The organism is Paenibacillus sp. EKM301P, from assembly GCF_011800295.1.
Taxonomy (GTDB): Bacteria; Bacillota; Bacilli; order Paenibacillales; family Paenibacillaceae; genus Paenibacillus; species Paenibacillus polymyxa.
This window is the reverse complement of the sequence record NZ_JAALFM010000001.1, coordinates 880909-898994: the sequence shown is the minus strand read 5'-3', so window position 1 is coordinate 898994 and position 18086 is coordinate 880909. Positions and strand designations below refer to the sequence as shown.

Genomic DNA, 18086 nt, shown 5'->3' with positions numbered 1-18086 from the left:
ATGGCTGCTGGAAAAAAAAGAAAAAAACGAGATTTCCATCATATTTCACGGGGCTGGAATGTTGTTCTGAATGGGATAGCAGGGATGTTCGCGTTCCTATGTGTGTTTCCGTTTTTGTTTGTCGTCATTATTTCCCTAACCGATGAGAAAACGCTGGCGCGGGACGGATATCGTTTGCTCCCGGCTCAATGGAGTCTGGAAGCCTACCGCTTCATATTTCGTACCAGTGATACGCTACTGCGCTCCTATGGGGTGACGATTGCTGTAACGGTCATCGGTACGGTGATCAGTCTCATTCTTATTTCGTTATATGCGTACGCCATTTCACGAAAGAGCTTTCGTTACCGGAGATTCTTTTCCATTTTTGCGATTTTAACCATGCTCTTTAATGGTGGAATGATCCCGACCTATATGGTCGTTTCCCAATTGCTCGGGCTTAAGGATACGATTTGGGCTTTGATTTTGCCGCTTGCCATGAATGCCTTTTATATTATGATCCTGCGCACATTTTATAGCACCAGTGTGCCTGATGCCATTGTCGAATCAGCCAAAATAGATGGGGCAGGCGAGTTTTACACCTTTTTAAAAATCGTGCTTCCACTCTCTCTGCCTGGACTTGCCACCATTGGCTTATTCAGCACGCTTGGTTACTGGAATGACTGGTTTAATGCCCTGTTGTATATTGACAATCCCAATCTGGTGCCGCTTCAGTCTATGTTGATGCGGATTGAATCCAGCATTCAGTTCATCCAGCAAAATTCGCAAAACAGCTCTATGAGTCTGGCTGCACTTCAATCCATTCCGCAGGATACCTCGCGGATGGCGATGGTGGTGCTGGCGACGCTGCCTATTATATTCGCTTATCCTTTTTTCCAGCGTTACTTTGTGCAGGGACTTACGGTTGGGGCTGTGAAGGAATAACAGGGAAGGAGAGACATGAACATGTTGATTTATAAAGACAAAAGCAAACCGATCGAAGAACGGGTTAAGCACTTAATCGGTTTGATGACGTTAGAAGAAAAGGTGGGGCAGCTTGTGCAGCCCTTTGGCTGGCAAGTGTATGAGCACATAGACGGGGAATTGTCCCTACATCATGATTTCAAGCAGCAGGTACAAAATGGAGGAGTCGGCTCCTTATACGGGGTACTTCGCGCTGATCCGTGGACCGGAGTGACCTTGGAGAATGGCTTATCTGCCAAACAAGGGGCGGAGGCTGTGAATATGATCCAACGTTATGCGATAGAGCATTCCCGGCTGGGTATCCCGATACTGATCGGTGAGGAATGCTCTCATGGGCATATGGCGATTGACGGCACTGTGTTTCCGGTTCCGCTGTCCATCGGCAGCACATGGAATGTTGATTTGTACCGCGATATGTGCCGTGCGGTTGCGAGTGAAACCCGCGCTCAGGGCGGGGCGGTCACGTATTCGCCCGTGCTTGATGTTGTGCGTGATCCGCGCTGGGGACGCACGGAGGAATGCTTTGGCGAAGACCCTTATCTCATCGGCGAATTTGCTGTTGCCGCAGTGGAGGGGCTTCAGGGGGAAAGCTTATTCAGCGAACATAGCGTAGCTGCCACACTAAAGCATTTTGCAGGCTATGGCAGCTCGGAAGGCGGACGTAATGCCGGACCTGTGCATATGGGCTGGCGCGAGCTTTTGGAAATCGATCTGTATCCATTCCAAAAAGCAGTGGAAGCAGGGGCGCAATCTGTTATGCCAGCCTATAACGAAATCGACGGGGTCCCGTGTACAGTGAATACTGAGCTATTGGACGATATTCTTCGTCAGGCGTGGGGATTTGACGGTCTGATCATTACAGATTGTGGCGCAATTGAAATGTTAGCGAGCGGACATGATGTGGCCGAAAATGGATTGGATGCCGCTGTGCAGGCAATTCGCGCAGGAATTGATATGGAAATGTCCGGGGAAATGTTCGGCAGCCATCTGGTCGAGGCGGTTCATGCTGGCAAGCTGGAGACGAGCGTGCTGGATCGGGCGGTTCGCAGGGTGCTCACGTTAAAATTCAGGCTCGGTCTGTTTGACAAACCGTATGTGAATGCAGAACGAGCGGAGCAGGTAATTGGTCAGGTGGAGCATATTCGCTTAGCTCGTCAGCTTGCGACCGAAGGGATTGTACTGCTTAAAAACGTCAATAGCACGCTCCCCCTGCCGAAAACCTTCAAGCGTATTGCAGTCATTGGCCCAAATGCAGATCAGATCTACAACCAACTGGGCGATTATACATCACCGCAGCAGAGATCCCGTGTGGTTACTGTGCTTGATGGCATCCGTAGCAAATTAAGCAAGCATCAGGACGGTGTTCTGTATGCACCTGGCTGCCGGATCAAGGGAGAGTCCCGGGAAGGCTTTGATAACGCACTGGCATGTGCGGCTGAGGCCGATACCGTGGTGATGGTGGTTGGAGGGTCCAGCGCCCGCGATTTCGGGGAAGGGACGATTGACCTGAAAACCGGCGCCTCGAAGGTATCAGATCACGATTGGAACGACATGGAATGCGGCGAAGGCATTGACCGGATGACGTTGGGGCTTGCAGGCGTACAGCTTCAACTCATGCAGGAAGTCTACAGGCTGGGGAAGGAGCTTGTCGTCGTTTATATGAACGGGCGACCGATTGCTGAGCCATGGGTGGAGGAGCACGCACATGCCATTGTGGAAGCATGGTATCCCGGTCAGGAGGGAGGGCATGCAATCGCGGATATTTTATTTGGGGATGTGAACCCTTCGGGACGTTTGACTCTTTCCATCCCTAAACATGTGGGGCAGTTGCCGGTATATTACAACGGCAAGCGTTCCCGGGGCAAGCGGTATCTGGAAGACGATGCCGAGCCGCGCTATCCGTTTGGCTATGGTCTTAGCTACACGACGTTTAGCTATGAAAGGCTTACACTAAGCGCCAATTCGATCCGAGCGGGCGAATCCGTTACGGTTACAGTCGATGTAACCAACACGGGCGACCGGGAAGGGGCTGAAGTAGTTCAGTTGTATATCTCGGACGTGGTGAGCTCGGTGACCCGTCCAATCAGGGAACTTAAGGGCTTTTGCAAGCTTGTATTACAGCCGGGAGAAACACGGACGGTGGTGTTTGTAGTAGGCTCCGACAAGCTGCAATATATAGGGCATGATCTTCAGCCAGTCGTTGAGGCTGGGCGATTTTCAATTCAAGTAGGCAGGCACTCCAAAGATACCCTGTGTGCCGAGTTGATCGTACGGGAGGATGAATAATGGAGCGTATCAAACGCCTGATTCGGGAATTGTCGGAATGCCAATGGCTGGAGAAGCTGGATTTGCGGAGCTGGAACATCACACGCTCCACTTACCTAACACCAGGTCAATACGAAGACGCCGCACCTTTATCGGAAGGACTGGATCTCAAGCGATTCCCCAGCAGTCAGGGGACGACTTATTTTTTTCGAATGCGGCTGAATGTACCAACAGCGTGGTTGAGAGAGCCTTTTGGATTGGTGTTTGAGTCCGGGGGGGAAGGGTTGCTGCGAGTCAATGGTGCTTCCTATCACGGGCTTGATCGCAATCATACCTATGTCACGCTAAATCCAGAGCTCATCGGGTCTTCCCCTGAACTGGAGATTGAGCTGTTTGATCCGGTACCTGAGCCCGTAGATCCGCTCAATCGGCAGGCTGTCATTCAACCTCCGATTTCTTCTGTTACAAGCTATCTTGTACGGCCCAATAAGCCTGTGCAAAGCCTGATGTATACCGTTACCGTTGTTAGCGAAGCCGCTGTACTGCTGCCGGAGGGCGACATCCGTAGCATACGCTTGCTGAAAGCCCTGTATGAGGTGATGGATTGCTTTGCGAATTTGGAGGAAGACGCCATTCGAGCAGGAGGAGCGATCTCAGCCACAGAAAAGGAGCTGATTCGTCAGGTTCAGGAGATCGGCGGAAATGCGCAAGCTTTGGAGCACATGGTAGGACAGTCGCACATCGACATTGCTTGGCTGTGGCCGATGCGCGAGACCGTACGGAAAACAAGCCGAACCTTCTCAACGGTGGATGCGCTGATGGATGAATACCCGGCCTATCAATATGCACAGAGCCAGCCGCTGCTGTTCTCTTTTGTAAAGGAAAATGATCCAGAGCTGTATGAACGAGTCAAAGCGAGAGTCGCTGAAGGACGGTGGGAACTGGTCGGGGGGATGTGGGTAGAGCCTGATTTGAACCTGCCCAGTGGCGAATCACTCATCCGCCAAATGCTGTATGGTCAGCGTTTTTACCAACAGGAATTTGGCCAAACCTCTCATATCGAATGGCTGCCGGATACGTTTGGCTACTGTGCGTCCCTGCCGCAGATTTTAAAGCATGGGAAGATAGACTATTTTATGACGACCAAGCTTGGCTGGAATGATACGAATGTGTTTCCTTACGATTTGTTCCACTGGGTGGGCATCGATGGGACTTCGATGTTGTCCTACCTCAATCATGGCGTGAATGAAAATACACGGCCCCAGGACATTCATGACCATTGGCAGTCTTATCGTGAAAAATCAGCGCATCCTGAGCACATGTTGCTTTACGGGCATGGAGACGGCGGGGGCGGAGTTACGCGTGAAATGCTGGAATATATAGAGCGTTCTTCGCTAATGGTAGGATTGCCTGCGAGTCAGTTCAGCACGGCGGGACAGTTTTTCGCAGGCATAGATCAGGCACATCCGAAGTTTCCCAAATGGCATGGTGATTTGTACCTTGAGTTGCACCGAGGAACCTACACGACCCACGCCCGCAACAAACGCAATAACCGGAAAGCGGAGGGAGTCTACCGCGAGGCAGAACTGTGGAGCACGCTGGCATTACCACAGCTGGAGCCGGAGCAGGTGGAGGATATCTGTTCGGCATTGCATGAGGGCTGGAAGCTGATTTTGTTGAATCAGTTCCACGATATTATCCCTGGCTCGGCGATTACCGAGGTGTACGGCACTTCGGATAAGGAGTATCAGCAAATTTTCGAATGGGGACATGTCGGGCTTCAACAGGGGATTACGACGCTGGCGGCTCAAGTGAACACGGAAGGATCGAGAACAGGAACACCGTACCTGGTGTTTAACAGCCTGGGCTGGAGCCGTAATGCTGTGATTCATATTGCTACGGAATCGGCACAGGGATTGTATGTCTACCACTACGCTAATGATGAAGCCGAGCGGCTGGACACCGATATGGAGGAAGGCGGCATTTCGGTGTGTATTCCGGATATTCCTGCGCTGGGCTACAAAACGATTTGGTTGGAGCGAGAACAGGCTCAAGCAGGTGAGAAGCCCGGGATCGCTATGATATCCGGACCGCTGGGGGACATCTGGGAGACGGCATTTTATAAGGTGCAATTTAACGAGCGGGGCGAAATGATTCGCCTGCTGGATAAAGCGGCAAACCGTGAAATTTTGAAGCAAGGGGAACGGGCAAACCGTTTTTATTTTTTCCATGACCGTCCGACGCTGTGGGATGCCTGGGATTTGGATGACCGCTATGAGGAACAGGTAGCAGGAGAAGCCGAGTTGCTGGAAAAACAAGTAGTGCTTCAGGGAAAAACGAAGGATGTGCTGCGCTTCCGATGGCGAATTCATCAATCTGAAATGACACAGGATGTAATCTTTTATCATCATGAGCGGCGAATTGATTTCAAGACGCATGTGAGCTGGAATGAAGCGCACAAGCTGCTAAAGGTAGGCTTTCCTATAGATGTGGTTACGGACAAGGCGACTTATGAAATTCCGTTCGGTGCCTTGGAACGGCCGACCCATCGGAATACGAGCTGGGAGCAGGCGCAGTACGAAGTATGTGGACACCGATTTGCGGATATTTCCGAGCACGGGTATGGCGTGAGTCTGCTCAATGATTGCAAATATGGCTACGACATTCAAGACAGTACCATCCGTCTGTCTCTGCTACGAGCACCCAAATGGCCGGATAAAGATGCCGATCTGGGCGAGCACGATTTTACGTATTCGCTTTATCCACATGTTGGAGATTGGCGCAGCGCTCATACTTTGCGTCATGCGGCTGAGCTGAATCAAGATATGCCTGTTGTACAGCAGCAAAAGCACAATAGCGGAGTGCTACCGAGCAGTGGATCGTTCATTAACTTTGATAGCCGTCACGTTGTGCTGGATACGATCAAGCCGGCCGAAGATGGACTGGGGACGATTCTTCGTTTGTATGAATCTTCTGGGGGGCGGGAAACGATCAAGCTGACCTGGTCTTACACGTTCAAAGCAGCCTACGTGTCGAATGCGCTAGAGGAACCCCTGCAGCCGCTTGAGCTAGAAGGCAGCTGTCTCACATTGTCTTTTACACCTTATGAAATTAAAACGATACGTTTGCAATAGATATGCAGAATTGGAATGACTATAACCGCACGGGTGTTTCCCGACAGATAAAGGAGCGAAAAAGCTATTGGAACAATTCAGACTTCCCAAAATACCAATGCCCGACCTTGACTTGCCGCAGGCTGTTCAGGACGTACTCAAGGAAGCGGAGCAAGCACTGGCTCACAGGCCGAAGCTGCTGAAGCTGTTTAAAAACTGTTTTCCAAATTCACTGGAGACGACGACCAAGCTAATGGATGATGGGACAACGTTTCTCATTACAGGGGATATTCCAGCTCTTTGGTTGCGGGATTCTGTAGAGCAGGTCATTCATTATGTGCCGTTAGCCAGGGAGGATGCTGATTTACAGCGCATCATTGGGGGGCTGATCAAGCGCCATATTCATTATGTCCTCATAGACCCGTATGCGAATGCGTTCAATGAGACAGCGAATGACTGGCACTGGAATGCGACCGATGAGACGGAGATGTCACCATGGGTGTGGGAACGAAAATTTGAAATCGACTCGCTGTGCTTTGTCATTCGGCTAGCTTATATGTACTGGAAGGAAACGGAGCTTACCGATATTTTTGATTCAAAATTCAAGTCGGCTCTGCGCAAAATAGTGGATGTGTTCAAAACGGAGCAGCGTCATCAAGAGCAGTCTGCGTATCGGTTTACGCGTAATAACGGCATTCCCACAGATTCCTTGCGCAATCAGGGACTCGGTATGCCTGTAAATTATACAGGGATGATTTGGTCGGGCTTCCGTTCCAGTGATGATGCTTGCGATTTTCACTACAATATACCCGGCAATATGTTTGCAGTGGTTGCTTTGCGGCAGATGCAGGAGTTTGCGGAGTGGGTATTCCGTGATATGGACTTTCTGAACGAGCTGAAGGAGCTGGAGGCTGAGGTGGAGCACGGTATCCGCTTGTACGGCATTTACCGCCATCCGGTATTTGGGCCTATATATGCTTATGAAACGGACGGATTTGGCAACTACTGCCTGATGGATGACGCGGGTACACCGGGATTGATGTCCATTCCGTATTTGGGCTATACGACGGCGGACGATCCTATCTATCAAAATACGAGACGCTTCGCTTTAAGTCAGGAGAATCCGTTTTACTTTGAGGGCAAGGCGGCTAAAGGCATCGGAAGTCCGCACACGCTGCCAGGTTACATCTGGCATATGGCCCTGTCTATGCAAGGATTAACGGCCCGGACCGCAGAAGAAAAGCTGGAGATGATCCAGATGCTGGAAGCAACAGATGGGGACACTGGCTACATGCATGAAGGTTTTCATGCCGAGGATCCTACGGTTTATACGCGAAAATGGTTCGCTTGGTCTAACAGTCTGTTTGCCCAGCTTGTGTATAAGGCTATGAAGGATGGCTTGTTATGAATGGAATCATAGTAAACCCATCCATCGTTGTTTTCAGTGAGCAAGGCTTTCCCACTATAGGGAGCCTGTTGCCAGATGAGGCATTTCAGGGAGTTGCAGAGGTGGTGGTCGTAGGAGCCGATGAACTGGCTGAAACGCTAAAGCATATGGACAACGGTTGCTTTGTCAATCTGCATGCGCCGTATTTCCCCAAGTCTGCCTGGACCGAAATCGTGGCATTTCTCCACAGGGGAGGGGGGCTGCTTAACGTCGGGGGAGCACCCTTTAAGATTCCGGTCCGCAATCCTGCTGATGAGCATGGAGATTGGTGGATTGAGACTGAGCAGACTGCATATCATCAGGAGCTGCATATTCATGAGGTGCTGCGAGTGGATGCGTCGAAGGTAGCTTCGCTGGTCGCATCAGAGGATATTCCTGTGCTGTGTGGTCAGGAGTCTCTGTTCCAGGTGGCGGATACGTGGAATCTCGTTCCACATACGACCAAAAGTAGCGATCTACCACACCAAATGGGCTCTGCCGGGCCGATGAATACGCAAATTTATCCTTTGCTCAAGGGAGTAAGTAAGGACGGGCGTGATATTGCTGCCCCGGGGGTGCTATGGGAGCATGCCCGAGGTCTGTTTGCTGGCGCACGCTGGATGTTTATCCATGTGCCGTTGATAGCTTCCTTTTGGGAACAGGATGGTGAGCAGTTGCTTGCCCAATGGGCACGTTTTTGCGCCAAGGGGATGACGGAGCTATCTATCAAGCCAAACTATGCTGCTTATGAGTCCGGGGAACGAGCCATACTGACACTTCAAACCCAGAGATTGCAGCGAGAAGGAGCCACGCCCAGAAATCACGAGGTATGGAGCTTTGACCTGACGGTGGAGCTAATATTGGATGAGTACAATCAGCAGGTATGGAGCAATCGCTTGCAGATTGAGGTTAGCAAAGAACAGAACTTTGTACGTATTCCCCTTGGTTTTTCCATTCTAAGCGGTTTATATCGGGTCATTTGCCGAGCTGAATCATCGAATGGTGAAGTACGTATATTGCGACAGGGCTTTTGGGGGCAGGATGCCGAACTGCTGGCTGAAGGACAGATCATCATGCGTAGTCGGGATTATTTTATAAAGGACGGGCGCCCGTTACCTGTTGTTGGCATGACCTATATGACCTCAGATGTGGCACGGAAATTTTTGTTTTTGCCCAATGCAGCAATTTGGGATCGGGATATGGCCCAGATGGCCAAAGCTGGCATCAACTGGATTCGTACAGGCGTATGGACGGCATATCGCAACATGATGCAGATAGACGGACACGCTTCGGAAGAGGTGCTTCGTGCAATTGATGCTTTTTTGCTGACAGCCAAAAGGCATGGCCTGCAGGTGACGTTCACGTTCTTTTCTTTTACACCGGAAACATGGGAAGGGGTTAACCCTTATCTTGATCCGCAAAGCGTGGAAGCACAAAAGCGATTCATTCGCAGTATTGTCAGTCGTCACACGGCTACAACCCATGTGGATTGGGATCTAATTAACGAGCCTTCGATGTTTGATCCGTCGCGTATTTTCGCAGACGGTCCACGCTCTGCGAGGGACTCATGGGAACAGGCGGCGTTTAGTACATGGCTGGAGCAACGCCATGGCAGCATTGAGGCTTTGCAGGAAGCCTGGAATATGACGCCACAGCAGCTTTCCTGCTTTTCTTCTGCCACAATCCCCGAGCCGGAGGAGATCAACTTCGACGTTCAGGATATGCATCAGGCCAAAAAGGGAGCCAAATGGCTGGATTACTGTCTATTTTCGATGGAAATGCACAATCTGTGGGCCGAGCAATTGGCGACTACGATTCGGGAGCTTTGTCCCGGACATTTGGTAACTGTAGGTCAGGACGAGGCACTGGGCGCGCAACGGCCATCTCCGTTTTTTTATGAGGCTGTGGTGGATTATACGACGGTGCATTCATGGTGGCTGAATGATCATTTGGTGTGGGACGGTATTTTTGCCAAAACACCAGACAAACCGAATCTCGTTCAGGAAACCGGGATCATGTATGTTGAGACGCCAGATGGTCGAGCCAAGCGTTCGGAGGAGGAGCTGCGCGACATGCTGGAGCTCAAGTATGCGTATGCCTTTTCGACTGGCGGAGCGGGTGCGATTCATTGGATCTGGAATACGAACTTTTATATGGATAATGCCAATGAATCGCACATCGGTGCGTTACGTGCGGATGGGACCGAGAAGCCGGAAGCAGAGGTATCTTACGATTTTGGGCGTTTTATGAATGAAATTCGCGATCTGTTTACAGACCGGAAGCTGGAAGAAACGGCTGTTGTATTCCCGTATTCCAATGATTTCTCTAACCGATCACTTGCCTTCGATGCCACGACACGGCTTACCCGGGTGATGTCCTATAATCTCAAGCAGCCGTTCCGTGCCGTCTCCGAGTATCATCTGGACTCACTCAAGCGGCAGTTACCGAAACTGATTATGATCCCCAGCGCGCACAATTTCGATAGTACATCGCTGGAGCATCTTCTGGAAATGGTGCGAGCCTTCGGTGTGACGCTACTAGTCACCGGACCACTGGGGCTTGATCCTTACTGGAAAATGACCGAACGGGTTGATGCCATTATTGGGCAGCGTACGCTGGGGAACGTCCAACGGGAGGAAGTACTGAGTCTGGAGGGTCAAACCTTCCCTGTCTCATTCGGACAGCGGCGAATTGCTGAGGTCGCTAAGGAGGAACAACTGTCACCGGAAGCGGATGGAGCGATGGGTGATGAAGTCGTGAACCTGCCGCTTGGCAAGGGGCGCTTGATCTGGAGTCCGCTTCCACTGGAGTTGAATGGCAGAGATGAGCCGATTGCCGAATTGTATCGTTACGCCTTCGCTGCTGCCGGGGTGGAGCGAGAGCTGGAATGGATAGACGGTGGCGATCAGCCGGGGCTATATGGACGTAAGCTGAATTTCAAGAATGGGGGCCTATATATTTTCGTATCGGAGTTTTCCCGGGATACCCAAGTGCGTGTTCGGGATAAGGAGACTGGATTATCCTACGCTTTTCTGTTGCCAAGGAGCCGCTCTATCTTGTTTGCTGTGGGTCGAGAAGGTCAGTTGCTAGCAGTATATCGTCCCGAGGACGTGACGATTGAAGTGATACAGTGAACAATGGCAGGTCAAGACATACGGTGAGGAGATATGCGATGAGCGAGCAAAGGGATGAATCAATCAACAATCAAGCGATAAGCAGGGAAGTAGACACATACACGGGCAGCAAGACGACAGCACATATTATTTCGCATACCCACTGGGATCGGGAGTGGTATTTGCCTTATGAGAAGCACCATATGCGCCTGATTAGCCTGATGGATTCTCTGCTGGATAAGCTGGAGCAGGACCCGGATTATAAAAGCTTTTATCTGGACGGGCAGACGATCATTCTGGAGGATTATCTACAGGTTCGGCCCGAGCATAAGGAACGTTTGGAGCAGCTTATTCGCAATGATCGTATTTTTATCGGACCCTGGTACATTTTGCAAGATGCTTTTCTGACCAGCGGCGAAGCCAATGTACGCAATATGCAGATTGGTCACCGCGATGCCGAACGTTACGGCAGTCCGTCCAAGATCGGATACTTCCCCGATACGTTTGGCCTGGTTGGGCAGACTCCGCAGTTCATGCAACAGTCGGGGGTTACGAATGTTTTCTTCGGAAGGGGCGTAAAGCCGACAGGGTTTAACAATACAGTGTCGGATAGAGGCTACGAGTCTTCCTTTTCGGAACTGTTATGGACGGGGCCAGACGGATCAGAGGTACTCGGTATTTTATTCGCCAACTGGTATTCCAACGGCAATGAGGTTCCTATAGATGAGGCGGAAGCCAAGATTTATTGGAAGCGTAAACTGGATGATGCGCAAAAATATGCTTCAACGGGTGAACTGCTGTTCATGAACGGTTGCGATCATCAGCCTTTACAGCTTGATTTACCGGAAGCAATCCGTACGGCACAGAAGCTTTATCCGGATATCGAGTTTGTTCATTCCAATTTCAACGATTATCTGACTTCTCTGAAACAGACTTCCCAAAGGCAACTCTCTTCAGTGAAGGGAGAGTTTCGCAGTCAGCGCGCGGACGGCTGGGGAACGCTGGTGAATACGGCTTCTGCCCGGGTGTATTTGAAACAGATGAACCAGTTGGGTCAAGTGATGCTGGAAAAAGTGGCAGAGCCGCTTGCGACCTTTGCCCATCTGCTGGGGCAGGCTTATCCTCACCATTTGTTCACCTATGCCTGGAAAACACTGATGCAGAACCATCCGCATGACAGTATTTGCGGTTGTAGTGTGGACGAGGTGCACCGTGAGATGGTGACCCGGTTTGATAAGAGCCGTCATGTAGCCGAGAGTATTGTGGATGAAAGCATTGAGGTCATTGCGCAAGCCGTGGATACGACGGGCTTCAGTCGCTTTGGAGCAGATGCGTTGCCACTCGTGATTTTTAATACGTCAGGCTGGGAGCGCAGTGGTATAGTGTCGGCAGAACTGGAAGTGGTGCGTCTGTACTTCCGTGAAGGATACACGCTTGAGGAGGCTGCTCATCAAGCGAAGAACGTTGATCTTTCCGGGCGTATACTGGTGGACAGTGAAGGGAGTCCGGTGGCATGCAAGATGGAGGACCTCGGGCTCCAGTTCGGTTATGATTTGCCGGATGACCGATTCCGCCAGCCTTACATGTCTCGTCGGGTTCGCCTTACCTTTGAGGTTGAACGTGTGCCCCTGCTAGGCTTAAAAACCTATGCTTGGCTGAGAAGTAGTGTCGAGATGGACTCCTCTTCCCTCTTTCATGGCAGTCGCAGTATGGAAAATGATCTGCTTCACGTCGAAATTGCGGATAATGGCTCTTTTACCCTGACAGATAAGCGTACAGCCCGTAGCTACAAAGACCTTGGCGTATATGAAAATGTGGGTGATATCGGCAACGAGTATATGTTCAGACAGCCCGAGGGAGAGCAGGCACTGACTACCAAAGATTTGATTGCTGACATTCGTGTGCTTGAAGATACACCTTTTCTGGCATCCATCGAGATTATCCATCATTGGGGAATCCCGGCCTCTGCGGATGAAACGCTGGAGCAGGAGCAGCGAGAGCTGGTTTATTATCCATACCGCAAGGCTCAGCGCTCCCGGCAGACCGTTCCGCTGACGATACGGACCATCATTTCTTTATCTAGGAACAGCAGAGGGGTTTCCATGGAAACCATCTTTAACAACCAAGCCAAGGATCACCGACTTCGCGCTCTGTTTCCGACAGATATAGAAACCGGTGAGCATCGGGTGGACTCGATGTTTGAAATTGCAATCCGGGACAATGAACCTGCACCTGAGTGGGAAAACCCAAGCAACACACAGCATCAGCAGGCGTTTGTGGATGTAAGCGGAGAACAAACCGGTCTGACCGTAGCCAATCTCGGGTTGAATGAATATGAAATCATGCGTGATGGTCGTAACACGATTGCAATAACGCTGCTTCGCTCAGTTGGCGAGCTGGGGGATTGGGGATGGTTCCCGACGCCGGAAGCGCAGTGCCCAGGTGAGCACACCGCTCGTCTGGAAATCATTCCACATGATGGCGACGGTATTCAGTCCGGCGCGTATACAGAAGCCTATCAATACCAAATTCCTTGGATTGTAAAACAAACGGGGATTCATGCGGGTACAGTTGCTTCAGATTATGCGCCGTTTGAATGGCAAAGCACGGAGCTTGCCTTTTCCTCTATGAAAATGAATGAGCTGTCGGGGGATGTGCTGCTACGCTGGTACAATATGAGCAATAGTATAGCCGAATTAATTATCAAGCCCGGGCCGCACCAGTGCGATTTTTATAAAAGTAATATCCTCGAAGAACCAGGAGAAGACATCGTAGTGGATTCTTCTAATGAGTTGCTTCAGTCTGTAAAGCCGCATGAAATTATCACACTGGGTTTTAAATTGAAGACCTAACAATAAAGTAAAGAAGGCCATAGCAAATTAACAAGCCCCGATGGAATAGCTTATCATCGGGGCTTGTTATCGTTTGCTAAAAGTAAATAGTAGCTAGGTTTACGGATTCAATCCGCGTTGCTTTTTTGACACAAGGCTCTCCTGACATGCTATTCATTTGCATTTATCATCTCAAGTAACACTTGATATACCATCGGTAAGGTGGTAAAACCGTCACTTTGCAAAAAGTGCCCCCCATGATCTACTTCGTGAAAATCAGCCTGCATATCTTCCGCTAGTTTCTTACTAAGTGCAAAGGGGACAATCGTATCGTCCTTTGAAGCTATAGCTGCACGTGCCTTTAGTGAATCCATAATTTGCTGATCATCCAATTGGTCAATTGTAAACTCATCTAATGATGGTAGGCTTGGCACTGGGTCAGTAAAACCGGAAACGAACACGGCGCCCCCCAGCGGTTCCGAGATATTTACTTGCTGCAGGTACCTTAATATGGATACACATCCCAAGCTATGACCAATAAAATAGGTGTCTTTATGTAGAACTTTAATATTTTGCAATAGATACTCAATCCACTCATTAAGCTTGGGCGCTTGCGAGTTGGGCATTTCTAGTATATCTACCGAAACCCCATCTTCCTGTAATTTGTCTTGTAACCAAGGAAACCAATGATCTGCTGGCGAAGCGGTGTATCCATGGATTATATATACTTGCTTTTGATTTTGTATGTTTGTCACAATACGTTCTCTCCCATCATCCAGTGTTTAGAACTTAATTTGCATATGTGCCTCACTTCATGCAGGCATTCCCCTCTAGTTTACCAAACTCCCCATGCTTATAAGTACTAAAATTGTGGATTTACGTAGCAAGTCCATGTATAAATTTGCCTGTTATAATATTCATTATTTTTGCAGTACTGTAATTTGACTTATAAATTTAAGCGCTTTCTACCGATATATATAGCATCACGTTTTGTAATCTACTTCATATTGTTGTTTGGAGGGCAGCATCAAGGGGGGATCGGAGTACTCGTGAAAGTTGAGAGCAGCGTGAACTATTATCCATAGACGAGCTGGAGGGGTTTGGATGAGTAACAAGCTATCGGACAGGACGAAAAAAGGAAAAGGGCTTAGAGATTTAAAGGTCACAACAACGATGATCTCCATGATTGTGATCAGCTTGGTGGGTTTGCTCATTGTATCGTTGGTAGGGGTTATCGGCATGTATCAAGCTAAAGAGGGTCAAGGTATTTTGTATGTGGATCGCTTTCAACACCAAACCAATATTCTTGAAGTCAAAAGTGATTTCTACAATATGCGGGCCAATTATACAAAAATACTCGACAATAAAGAGTATACAGATAAACAATATAAGCAGGTACAGAAAGGAAAGGATAGTGTTACAACCGGGCTAAATGAATTTTCACAAAGGACATTGGATGCAAAGGAACAGAAATTGTATGAGGAACTAAGAGGCAGTATAGACACGTATTTTCAGGATATTGAACAGATCATGGCCGTCAAAAAAAATACTGGAACTTATGACACAGAAGAGAGAGGTCGGATTAATAAATCTAGTACGGCCATAGTTACGATGCTGACTACCATTTCAGATTATAACAATGAGCAATCCGCCAACCTATATCAAAATACGCAAAATGAGATTAAAATGCGCACAATTGTGTTGATCACGGTTCTGGCTCTTGTGCTGGTTGTTCTGATCACGATCTCTTTTGCGGCCATCCGAAATATCCGTTCCCGGATGAGCACCATTACGAAATACTGTGAAGAGATTACCCAAGGCAATTTAACGGCAGCACTTGATCCAGCCTTGCTCAAAGGAAATAATGAGATCGCTGTCATTGCTCGTGCTATTCAGCAAATGACAGATTCAACCTCAATGGTCATTACGGGAGTGATCAATGAGTCGCGCCAAATTAACCAGCTTAGCGATCAGACGAATCTGAATATGACAGATCTCAATGAACGGATTCGCGATGTATCCGCCACGGTCGAACAGCTGTCAGCAGCTATGGAGGAGACTTCAGCATACACCGAAAATATGAATCATTCTGCGGATGAAATGCAGCGGGCAGCAGAGTACATCTCAGTCAAAACTCAAGAAAGAGCTCAGTCTGCCTATGATACAAGTGTAAAGGCCGAAACGTTGAAGCAAGCGGCTAGTCAATCCAATAAAGCGGCCAAGGAAATTTACCAGAAGGCTAATGCAAAGATGACAGAAGCATTAGAACGAGCCAAGGCAGTAGATCAAATTCGTATACTTTCTCAGTCTATCTTGGAAATTACGGCACAAACCAATTTGCTGGCCCTAAATGCATCTATTGAAGCGGCTCGTGCCGGTGAGTCAGGTCGAGGGTTTGCGGTTGTAGCTAACGAGATTCGTAAGTTGGCAGACGGCTCCAAACACGCGGTAGACCAAATTCAGAGTGTTACTCAAGAGGTTGTGCAGTCTGTAGAAAATCTGACTACCAATGCCGAAGAATTACTGCACTTCCTGCAAACCCAGGTTGGCAAGGATTATCAGCTGCTTGAGGACACAGCGGGACAATATTACACTGATGCTGTTGAGCATACGAACACAGTCAATGATTTGAACGCCACCTCTAAGCAGGTAAATGAAACCATCCAAACTATGGTGAGAGCGATCCATGAGATTGCAACCGCCAGCGAGCAGTCTGCTATATCTACTCAGCACATTGCTGAGAATATGGTGTCATCAACGGAAAAATCTCGTGAAGTGGCACACCAGTCTGATCAGGTGAAGGAAAGCGCAGCTCGACTGAATGAGCTGGTCGAAGGCTTTAAAATTTAACGAGGACCATACGGTGATGGGTATTTAAATGAAGGACGAAGAAAAACAGTTGGGAGCCGTAAGAAGGCTCCCTTTTTGAGCAGACTCTACTAGATTGCTTTCGTCATCCAGTCAGGAGTCCAAATCTCGTAACTCTTCCTGTTCAGCCATTTGCATCAGCTTGTAAATCTGTCGGGTTGTGTTCACATTCCGCACCGTCATTTGCTGATACAGCTTGGTGCCGACTAATTTCGTTAACCCGCTTTTGGTGACTTGTTCCTTGCTGACAGAAAACAGTACGGCCCCGGGCGTATATATGACATGCCCGATTCCCGGTTTCAAAGGAAGCTTGTCCAAAACGGAAATATCGTTAATTTCATCCCACAGAAACATTACATCACTTTTCATCTGTGTATCATTAGCCCATTCATTCGGTAGTGCCTCCATAATGCTCTGAATCTCCTTTATATTACGGACGATGACACGGATGGGTAAGCTAAAATCCTCCAGAATCGCCTGTTCCAATACGAGCGATAGCTCCTGGTTGGACCGCTCCTGACTGGAAAATATGATATTTCCAGAATTGATGTAAGTCGTCACATGCCCCATACCTGCATGTTCAAACGTTTGCTTGAGCTTCTTCATCTCAATCTTGTTGTTGCCGCCGACATTGATGCCCCGCAGTAATGCGATATAGATCATAAAAAGCCCCACCTCTCTTTAACAAATAGGATTTCTAACAGAAGGATAGGTATTTCAGCAAATACGTGGTTTGGTTCTCGCCCAGTAAGTGATGCAGCAATGGTTTTACGTGCTCGATATATGCTGCTTTGGTTTCGTATGTATCTTCATCTACCAATTCTCCCTTAAAGGTACAGGCACCTTCAATCAGGATGGAAAGAGCCGTAAAGAAGTTAGCTAAAGAGTCGGCAACCTGCTGCGCTGCGCCACCTTCAATTGCAGCATATACAGGAGAATCGGGTGCGCTAGTATCGACAATGAGTGGATCGTCATTAAACGTGGCAATTACAACATGATGGGAGGGCCATGAAGATGACTCATGAACAAGCTCACCAGACGTAATGAAGCGATAACCCAGCTGTTGGCGATACAGATGTTCTGGTGCGACAAAAAAGAGAACCGCAGCATCCCCGATTTCAACTGCCGCGTTTTTTAATTTGTGTGTTCCCGCTGCCTTGGCATCGATCATTTCATAGTAGCTATACAGATACTCCAGCTCAGGGGATACAGGAACCCGCTTATCCCAGCAATCTGTTATACTCTCTGAACGGGGCTGGATATCGTGGTCTTGGAACAGCCCGTAGGCTTCATTATACAAGTTTTGCTGGTGTACAAACCGGGTAAGCGCTTCGCTTAACTGTTTCATAGGTGTGTATTCCTTTCTAGTCGTAGGCTATGACCTGCGACATCACGTTTTACTTTTAGGATTAAGATATCATAATATAGAAATGAAGAACATATGTTTCTGTAATTATGCTACCTTGCCAGTCGATCCAGAATAATTTTAAAATATAGGAGTTCGAAGATA

10 protein-coding genes are annotated in these 18086 nt (G+C 48.9%); 7 read left to right on the top strand and 3 right to left on the bottom strand.

Going from position 1 to position 18086, the window contains the following annotated elements; translation table 11 throughout:
• The 6 genes from HFD99_RS04055 (at position 1) to HFD99_RS04030 (ending at position 13729) form a co-directional block, all read left to right on the top strand.
• Positions 1 to 921 (top strand): carbohydrate ABC transporter permease, encoded by a 921-nt coding sequence (locus tag HFD99_RS04055; RefSeq protein WP_117289288.1) that lies wholly within the window; start codon positions 1 to 3, stop codon positions 919 to 921.
• 21 nt (positions 922 to 942) lie between these two features.
• Complete coding sequence (locus HFD99_RS04050) at positions 943 to 3246, top strand: glycoside hydrolase family 3 N-terminal domain-containing protein (protein WP_123797471.1); 2304 nt, start codon at positions 943 to 945, stop codon at positions 3244 to 3246.
• On the top strand, positions 3246 to 6359 hold the full coding sequence (locus HFD99_RS04045) for an alpha-mannosidase (RefSeq protein ID WP_123797470.1): 3114 nt from the start codon (positions 3246 to 3248) through the stop codon (positions 6357 to 6359). Before HFD99_RS04050 ends, HFD99_RS04045 begins: the two co-directional genes overlap by 1 nt.
• Before the next feature lie 67 nt (positions 6360 to 6426).
• Positions 6427 to 7746, top strand: a complete 1320-nt coding sequence (locus tag HFD99_RS04040; RefSeq protein WP_123797469.1) for a glycoside hydrolase family 125 protein — start codon at positions 6427 to 6429, stop codon at positions 7744 to 7746.
• Entirely contained in the window at positions 7743 to 10898 is a 3156-nt protein-coding gene (locus HFD99_RS04035; protein ID WP_123797468.1) for a beta-galactosidase, read from the top strand. Before HFD99_RS04040 ends, HFD99_RS04035 begins: the two co-directional genes overlap by 4 nt.
• A 38-nt stretch (positions 10899 to 10936) precedes the next feature.
• On the top strand, positions 10937 to 13729 hold the full coding sequence (locus tag HFD99_RS04030) for an alpha-mannosidase (protein ID WP_123797467.1): 2793 nt from the start codon (positions 10937 to 10939) through the stop codon (positions 13727 to 13729).
• Between the two features lie 149 nt (positions 13730 to 13878).
• Here the strand turns inward: HFD99_RS04030 and HFD99_RS04025 are convergent, their stop codons facing one another.
• On the bottom strand, positions 13879 to 14463 hold the full coding sequence (locus HFD99_RS04025; RefSeq protein ID WP_123797466.1) for an RBBP9/YdeN family alpha/beta hydrolase: 585 nt from the start codon (positions 14461 to 14463) through the stop codon (positions 13879 to 13881).
• Between the two features lie 349 nt (positions 14464 to 14812).
• Between HFD99_RS04025 and HFD99_RS04020 the strand changes: the two genes are divergently transcribed.
• Positions 14813 to 16558, top strand: coding sequence for a methyl-accepting chemotaxis protein (locus tag HFD99_RS04020; protein WP_123797465.1), 1746 nt, complete (start codon positions 14813 to 14815; stop codon positions 16556 to 16558).
• A gap of 111 nt (positions 16559 to 16669) precedes the next feature.
• On the opposite strand, the gene HFD99_RS04015 is transcribed toward HFD99_RS04020, so the two are convergent.
• Entirely contained in the window at positions 16670 to 17239 is a 570-nt protein-coding gene (locus HFD99_RS04015; protein WP_123797464.1) for a DUF1697 domain-containing protein, read from the bottom strand.
• Between the two features lie 34 nt (positions 17240 to 17273).
• Complete coding sequence (locus HFD99_RS04010) at positions 17274 to 17924, bottom strand: hypothetical protein (protein WP_123797463.1); 651 nt, start codon at positions 17922 to 17924, stop codon at positions 17274 to 17276.
• Between the last annotated feature and the right edge of the window lie 162 nt (positions 17925 to 18086).

Excerpts from the sequence above, each read along its gene's own strand:
- HFD99_RS04055 (WP_117289288.1), top strand. The coding sequence starts at position 1 with ATGGCTGCTGGAAAAAAAAGAAAAAAACGAGATTTCCATCATATTTCA.
- HFD99_RS04050 (WP_123797471.1), top strand. The coding sequence starts at position 943 with ATGTTGATTTATAAAGACAAAAGCAAACCGATCGAAGAACGGGTTAAG.
- HFD99_RS04020 (WP_123797465.1), top strand. The coding sequence starts at position 14,813 with ATGAGTAACAAGCTATCGGACAGGACGAAAAAAGGAAAAGGGCTTAGA.
- HFD99_RS04045 (WP_123797470.1), top strand. The coding sequence starts at position 3,246 with ATGGAGCGTATCAAACGCCTGATTCGGGAATTGTCGGAATGCCAATGG.
- HFD99_RS04030 (WP_123797467.1), top strand. The coding sequence starts at position 10,937 with ATGAGCGAGCAAAGGGATGAATCAATCAACAATCAAGCGATAAGCAGG.
- HFD99_RS04035 (WP_123797468.1), top strand. The coding sequence starts at position 7,743 with ATGAATGGAATCATAGTAAACCCATCCATCGTTGTTTTCAGTGAGCAA.
- HFD99_RS04015 (WP_123797464.1), bottom strand. The coding sequence starts at position 17,239 with ATGATCTATATCGCATTACTGCGGGGCATCAATGTCGGCGGCAACAAC.
- HFD99_RS04010 (WP_123797463.1), bottom strand. The coding sequence starts at position 17,924 with ATGAAACAGTTAAGCGAAGCGCTTACCCGGTTTGTACACCAGCAAAAC.